Below are 6,195 nucleotides of genomic sequence, written 5' to 3' on the forward strand. Positions count from 1 at the left end.
TTCTAACAATGCGTCTTTATAGCCTTGTAAACGATCAGATGAATCAGAAATATTATGATTTGAACATAAATAACCAATTCTAGTATGTCCATGTTGAATTAAATGTTTGACTGCAAGATAAGAGCCGTAACGATCATCAAGAGCAATACAGCGTTTTTCAAATCCTTTTACGATACGATTAATTAGAACCATACCTGGTACTTGTTGTATCAATTTTTCTAGATCGCTATCAGAGAGCATTTTGGCATGTACAACTAACGACGAACAGCGATGCTCAATTAATTGAGTAATTGCATTATATTCTTGTTGCTCATTATGATATCCATTACCGATTAACAAAAAATGACCTGTTCGTGAGGCAACTTTTTCAACTGTACTAACCATGGCACCAAAAAATGGATCCGATACATCAGCTACAACAATACCAATAGTATTCGAATTTTGTTGTGATAAAGCGCGTGCATTAGCATCAGGATAGTAGTTTAATTTTTCCATAGCTTCTTTTACGGTATCTCTAGTATTATCTCGAACGTTATTTGCGTTATTAATTACGCGAGATACGGTTGCAACTGAAACTTTTGCTAAACGCGCAACATCTTTTATTGTCGCCATAAAAAACCTTTTAATTACTATCCATAAAATATCGATAATTATAATATTTAATGCTTATCAATATAGAGTTCTGTAGATTAACAATAATATAAGACAAAAAGTACTGAAAGTGAAAGGGTTATCTTTTTTACTGTCTTGAAGTTAATTCATTTAGCAATACTCTTGATATATGACTGAATTAACTTATCATAATAAGGTAAAATAAAAACTTTGCCAATGAAATCATTGGCGAATTAAAAACTAGAATTGTTCATTAAAAATTAAATATTAAGGGGATATCGATTAGCAAATCCCCTGATAGTGGCTAACTAATTAATTTAAAAGTATTAATAACATTATTTAGTAGTTACTTTTATTAATATAGCTGTTGCTGGATCAAGTACTGGTAAAGGTAAACCGACATTCATTAACCAATCACCAGATAACGTTGTTGTGTCCTTCATCCATTGAGGTAATTCTTTCATAACATGACCATTTATTTTAGGATCGATATTATCAGGCATATCTAGTACTTCAATTTGGTATTGTTTATCGGCCAACAAGCCTGTCAATCGTAAATTACCGCTTAACGCATAAGTTGGTAATGTTAGTTGAGCGATAATAAACACAGCTTCTTTTTGGTCTTGGCTAACAACACCATAACTTTGCATAGCTGGGTTATCATCAACATCTAATCTTACAGAGTTACCGCTATGTAACAAAGGACGGAGTTGTTTATGTAAATTAATATAATATGTAAAACCTTTCTGTTCTTGCTCAGATACTTTTACTGGATCAAGCTCAACTCCCATATGACCAAATAAAGCAGTTAGACCGCGTAAATTCATATGTAGCTCACGGAATGTAGTATGACATAATGCGCCACCAATATGAGCACCCATTACTTCAGGAGGGAAGAAATAACTCATTCCACGTTGAATTATTTGTCTATCTAATGCATCGTTAGAATCTGAAGTCCAAAAACGTTGTGTACGTTTTAAAATCTCATAATCAATTCGACCTCCACCTGATGAACAAGATTCTATTTCAACGGTAGGGAATTTTTCTTGCAAAATATCAAGCAATCGGTAAAGCGCTTTAGTTTGACCAACAATAGCAGGATTACCTTCATGACCAGGCTGAACAATTTCACGATTCATATCCCATTTAATATAATCAACGTCATAACTACTGAGTAACCAAGTTAGTCTTTCAAGTAGATATTCAAAAACAGCTGGATTTTGTAAATCAAGTAAATACTGATGGCGACCTTCTGGTTGTTGATAACCTGGTAGTTCAAGTAACCAATCTGGATGGGCACGATAAAGATCTGAGTTTTTATTAACCATTTCTGGTTCAACCCAAATTCCAAACTCCATACCAAGATCTTTAACATGTTTAATAACTGGTTCTAAACCATTAGGATATTTTCGCTCATCTAAATACCAATCACCTAATCCTTGGTAATCATCATCACGTTTACCAAACCAACCGTCATCAATGATAAAGCGTTCAACACCAATTTGAGCCGCTTTAGTCGCCATTTTCATAATGTAATCAGGATTATGGTCAAAAAAGATACCTTCCCATGTATTAAGATGAACAGGACGAGCTTTATTTTTAGCGAATTTAATAATATTACTACGTAAATATTGGTGGAAATGTTGACTCATTTTATTTAAGCCTTCATCGCTATAGGTAGCATATAACCAAGGCGTACTTAAAGATTCACCTTTAGCTAGTGATATTTCTCCTGCATAATACAGAGCTTCTGCTTGAATAAAACGTTTACCGTTACTTTTAACTGCAACTTGAATGCGATGATTACCACTCCATCCCAAGTGGATTCCCCAAACTTCGCCAGTTTGTTCTTTAAAACCTTCGGTACCAACCATCATCCCAGGAAAATATTCGTGTGATGTTCGTCCTCGTCGATTTTCTTGTAAATAACCACAATGTGATATTTTAGTTCGATGAGGGAAAAACTCTTTAATCCAACGACCACTAAAAGCCATTAATTCTTGTGCCCGTTCAGGAATAGGTAACGTAATAGAAAAACGATTAACTTGATATGGTTCATCACCTAAATTGGTTAAAGTATTTTGACACTGCAATACACCATTTTTATCTAAAATAAAAAGGCTGGTTAAACGAAGTTTAGCAATATTATCTTCACTAATAATGGTAATGTTATTGTCAGTTTTATTAACCTCTTTAGTTGTAAAAACGGGAGACCAATCTTTACCATTTCGGTGTCCTTCAAGTCCAGGTGTGCTAAAATTACCTAAACCTTCTTCTGGGCATAGAGTAAATGGAACGTTGACATCAATACGGGAATTAGGGACAGCAGGGTAAAGCATGTCAATCATTTCAGGTTGAAAATTTTGTAACCGTTTACCAAAATAACACAATTCGGCATACGGTTCAGTGCGAAAAAGGATATCTATATTGTTGTTGCTAAGACGATAATTCATAATGGCTCCAAATCTGTAATATTTCACTTATATAAAATAATAGCTATTTATATAAAATAATATTTTTAATTTCATATTTTGTGATTAAGATCTCATTAAAAATATAAACGATTTCATTATTGAGGGTCATATTTATTTTAGTTTTTAAAACTATTTATTATAAAATGAATATGCGACTTGCTATTATTTTATGTTATCATGAAACTATTTATAGATGCTTATTGGAAATATATGGAAAAACAGAATATTATTGCACTACTTTCGTTTTTTGCGATTTCTTTTAATGGTTACGCTATAGACAAATATGTGACTGATAATGTCGATATTTATTTGCGTAGAGGTCCTGGTTCGCAATATGCGTTTTCTAATGCAGTTAAAGCTGGAGAAAAAGTTGTTGAGCTTGAAAAAAGCGCAGATGGCAAATTTACTCGCATTCAACTTAATAATGGTAGCACCGCTTGGATTGAAACAAGTAAACTAAATGAACAACCTAGTTATAAAGAACGCTTTCCAGCGCTAGAAGCAAAACTAGCAGAATATCAAGATAAAGTTGATAATGCTGAGGCAAATCAACAAAAATTGTTAAGTGACTATATCCAAAAGTTGCAGACTGCTGAAAAATCTATAGAAACACTTCAAAATAAAAATGAAGCACTAGAACAACAAGTTAAGGAGCAAAATTCACGAATTGAATCAATGCTAAATCAAGTTGATGATAAACGCCGTGACCTTATTGTAACTTGGTTTACCTATGGTGGTCTTGTTGCTGGAGGCGGTCTTATTTTAGGGCTTATATTACCAAGAATTATACCAAACCGACGCAAAAAAGATCGTTGGATGAGATAGATGAGTAAAATCTACCTTGTAGGAGGGGGGGTGCGTGACAAATTGTTGCACCTACCTGTTGCTGATCATGACTGGGTTGTTGTTGGCGCTACACCAGACGAGCTTTTAGCATTAGGTTATCAACAAGTCGGTAAAGACTTTCCAGTTTTTTTACACCCTCATACGAAAGAAGAATATGCGTTGGCTCGCACTGAGCGTAAATCCGGTAGAGGTTATACTGGATTTATCTGTGATTTTGGTAAAAAGATCACATTAGAACAAGATCTGATTCGCCGTGATTTAACCATTAATGCCATTGCAATGGACGAAGATGGCAATATAATCGATCCATATCATGGCGTTGATGACATCAAACATAAAATTTTACGCCATGTATCGCCAGCCTTCCGAGAAGATCCTTTACGTATTTTGCGCGTAGCTCGTTTTGCAGCTCGTTTTCATCAATTCGGTTTTACTGTAGCTCCTCAAACTCTAGATCTAATGAAACAAATGGTATTAGCCGGTGAGGTTAGTTACTTAACACCAGAACGTGTGTGGAAAGAAACTGAAAAAGCATTGTCGACATCAAATCCTCAGATCTATTTTCAAGTACTAGAACAATGTGGAGCGCTTCAATTATTATTTTCATCATTAGACCTAACAGCCAATATTAGTAATGCACTAAAAAAATCTGCTCTATTAACTGATGATTTAACTATCCGCTTTGCTGTACTGTGTGCACAGTTACCTAATAAATTAGCGGTTGAAGCATTATGTACAAAAATTAAAGTACCTAACAACTATACTAAAGTTGCCGTCATGGTTCAGCAGAATCGAAATAATCTTGAACAAGTGCAAACCCTGACAGCTGAACAAATTATTTCTTTGCTAAATAGCATTGATGTATGGCGCAACCCTTCGCACCTTGACCAATTAATTATTGCAAGCCAAGCTTTTGCTAAAACAGCATCGTTTGCACAAGCAAATTATATAAAAGAAGCTTATAAAATCGCCAATGGCGTCAATGTGCAGCAAATTATTTCTGACGGTTATACAGGAAAACAAATTCATTTTGAGTTACAAAAAAGGCGAATCGAAGCGTTATTAAACTGGATTTGATTGCATCTTAATCAATCGTCACTTTTTTTCAAAATATCTTAAAAAAATAGTTGACGATTTGTCGTAACCCTAGCATAATGCGCCTCGCAGTGTTGGTTATGACGTTGCGAATGAATGGCTACGTAGCTCAGTTGGTTAGAGCACATCACTCATAATGATGGGGTCACAGGTTCGAATCCCGTCGTAGCCACCATTAAGATTAGGTAGTACTTTTACCGGAAGTATTCAGTGCGGGTGTGGCGAAATTGGTAGACGCACCAGATTTAGGTTCTGGCGCCGCAAGGTGTGTGAGTTCAAGTCTCTCCACCCGCACCATTTAATCTTAATATCTATCCATTATTGGGGTATAGCCAAGCGGTAAGGCAGCGGGTTTTGATCCCGCCATGCCCAGGTTCGAATCCTGGTACCCCAGCCAATAAAATAAAACAATTAATTATGATCTATTTGAAGATATCTCTTATTATTAGCTTGACGGCGGTAGAATAGCAGTTCATCTTATAAATAGTTCAGTTCTGTGTTTTCCTACATGTAATGAGTACTAAAGTAAATTTAAACTGTAATAGACTTCACTTAATCTGACATTCGAGTTGTTTTATCGCACAAAAGGAGAGTCAGAAATGAATCAAACAGATACCGTATTATGTAAAGCTCAGGGGAATTTTTAATTACCTCAGCATTATTGTGCTGGTTTCAGGGTATAGTATAAGTACTACTCCTGAAATAAATAAAAGCTGGAAAAAGTATCATCCCCTTCCCAGCATGGCTTCAGATATCTTTTAATAATTCTTTAATATTATAGTCACCAAATGGAAATACACGAGGTAGAGATTCGGCTTCTTTTCCCGATATAGGGATTTCATTTTCCCAAATATCTACCTTTTTACACCATGGTTCTTCTATATAGGTGAAATATACACCATCCATATTGGTAGGCACATAGTGTAACTATCCCCTAAAATAGTACAGCAAAAAAGTAGAAAATTCTCTATGATAAAAGTAAAAGGGGATTTAATGATGAAAAAAATGACTGAACATCAAATCGTCGCTATTTTAAAAGAAGCTGAAGCAGGTATTCCTGTCAAGGAACTCTGCCGTAAATATGGCATGGGTAATTCAACTTTTTATAAATGGCGGGAAAAATACGGCGGAATGGAAACTTCGGATATCAAACGCTTAAAAGAGCTGG

At 35.1% G+C, this 6,195-nt stretch carries 6 protein-coding genes and 3 tRNA genes; 6 read left to right on the top strand and 3 right to left on the bottom strand.

Going from position 1 to position 6,195, the window contains the following annotated elements:
* Both A9G37_RS05665 and A9G37_RS05670 read right to left on the bottom strand, forming a co-directional pair.
* The coding region (locus A9G37_RS05665; protein ID WP_141671084.1) for a LacI family DNA-binding transcriptional regulator at window positions 1-612 on the bottom strand (612 nt) is incomplete at its 3' end.
* Window positions 613-947: 335 nt separating this feature from the next.
* Entirely contained in the window at window positions 948-3,065 is a 2,118-nt protein-coding gene (locus tag A9G37_RS05670) for an alpha-galactosidase (protein ID WP_065574891.1), read from the bottom strand.
* 231 nt (window positions 3,066-3,296) lie between these two features.
* Between A9G37_RS05670 and A9G37_RS05675 the strand changes: the two genes are divergently transcribed.
* From A9G37_RS05675 to A9G37_RS05695, 5 genes are all read left to right on the top strand, one after another.
* Window positions 3,297-3,911 carry a TIGR04211 family SH3 domain-containing protein gene (locus tag A9G37_RS05675; RefSeq protein WP_065574892.1) on the top strand — a complete coding sequence of 205 codons (615 nt, stop codon included), beginning with the start codon at window positions 3,297-3,299 and terminating at the stop codon, window positions 3,909-3,911.
* Entirely contained in the window at window positions 3,912-5,009 is a 1,098-nt protein-coding gene (locus A9G37_RS05680; RefSeq protein WP_065574893.1) for a multifunctional CCA addition/repair protein, read from the top strand.
* Between the two features lie 116 nt (window positions 5,010-5,125).
* Window positions 5,126-5,202: transfer RNA gene (locus tag A9G37_RS05685), tRNA-Met, on the top strand.
* 37 nt (window positions 5,203-5,239) lie between these two features.
* Window positions 5,240-5,324: transfer RNA gene (locus tag A9G37_RS05690), tRNA-Leu, on the top strand.
* Between the two features lie 25 nt (window positions 5,325-5,349).
* Window positions 5,350-5,424: transfer RNA gene (locus tag A9G37_RS05695), tRNA-Gln, on the top strand.
* A gap of 350 nt (window positions 5,425-5,774) precedes the next feature.
* On the opposite strand, the gene A9G37_RS12855 is transcribed toward A9G37_RS05695, so the two are convergent.
* Window positions 5,775-5,945: a hypothetical protein gene (locus A9G37_RS12855; protein WP_176701872.1), complete on the bottom strand. Its 171-nt coding sequence runs from the start codon at window positions 5,943-5,945 to the stop codon at window positions 5,775-5,777.
* Window positions 5,946-6,020: 75 nt separating this feature from the next.
* Between A9G37_RS12855 and A9G37_RS05700 the strand changes: the two genes are divergently transcribed.
* A partial coding sequence (locus A9G37_RS05700) for a transposase (RefSeq protein ID WP_065561592.1) occupies window positions 6,021-6,195 on the top strand: 175 nt, incomplete at its 3' end.

It is taken from the genome of Gilliamella sp. GillExp13 (genome assembly GCF_001690815.1).
Taxonomy (GTDB): domain Bacteria; phylum Pseudomonadota; class Gammaproteobacteria; order Enterobacterales; family Orbaceae; genus Gilliamella; species Gilliamella bombi.

What these genes read in the sequence shown, in the direction of transcription:
- A9G37_RS05670 (WP_065574891.1), bottom strand. Translation starts at nt 3,065, where the DNA reads ATGAATTATCGTCTTAGCAACAACAATATAGATATCCTTTTTCGCACT.
- A9G37_RS05675 (WP_065574892.1), top strand. Translation starts at nt 3,297, where the DNA reads ATGGAAAAACAGAATATTATTGCACTACTTTCGTTTTTTGCGATTTCT.
- A9G37_RS05680 (WP_065574893.1), top strand. Translation starts at nt 3,912, where the DNA reads ATGAGTAAAATCTACCTTGTAGGAGGGGGGGTGCGTGACAAATTGTTG.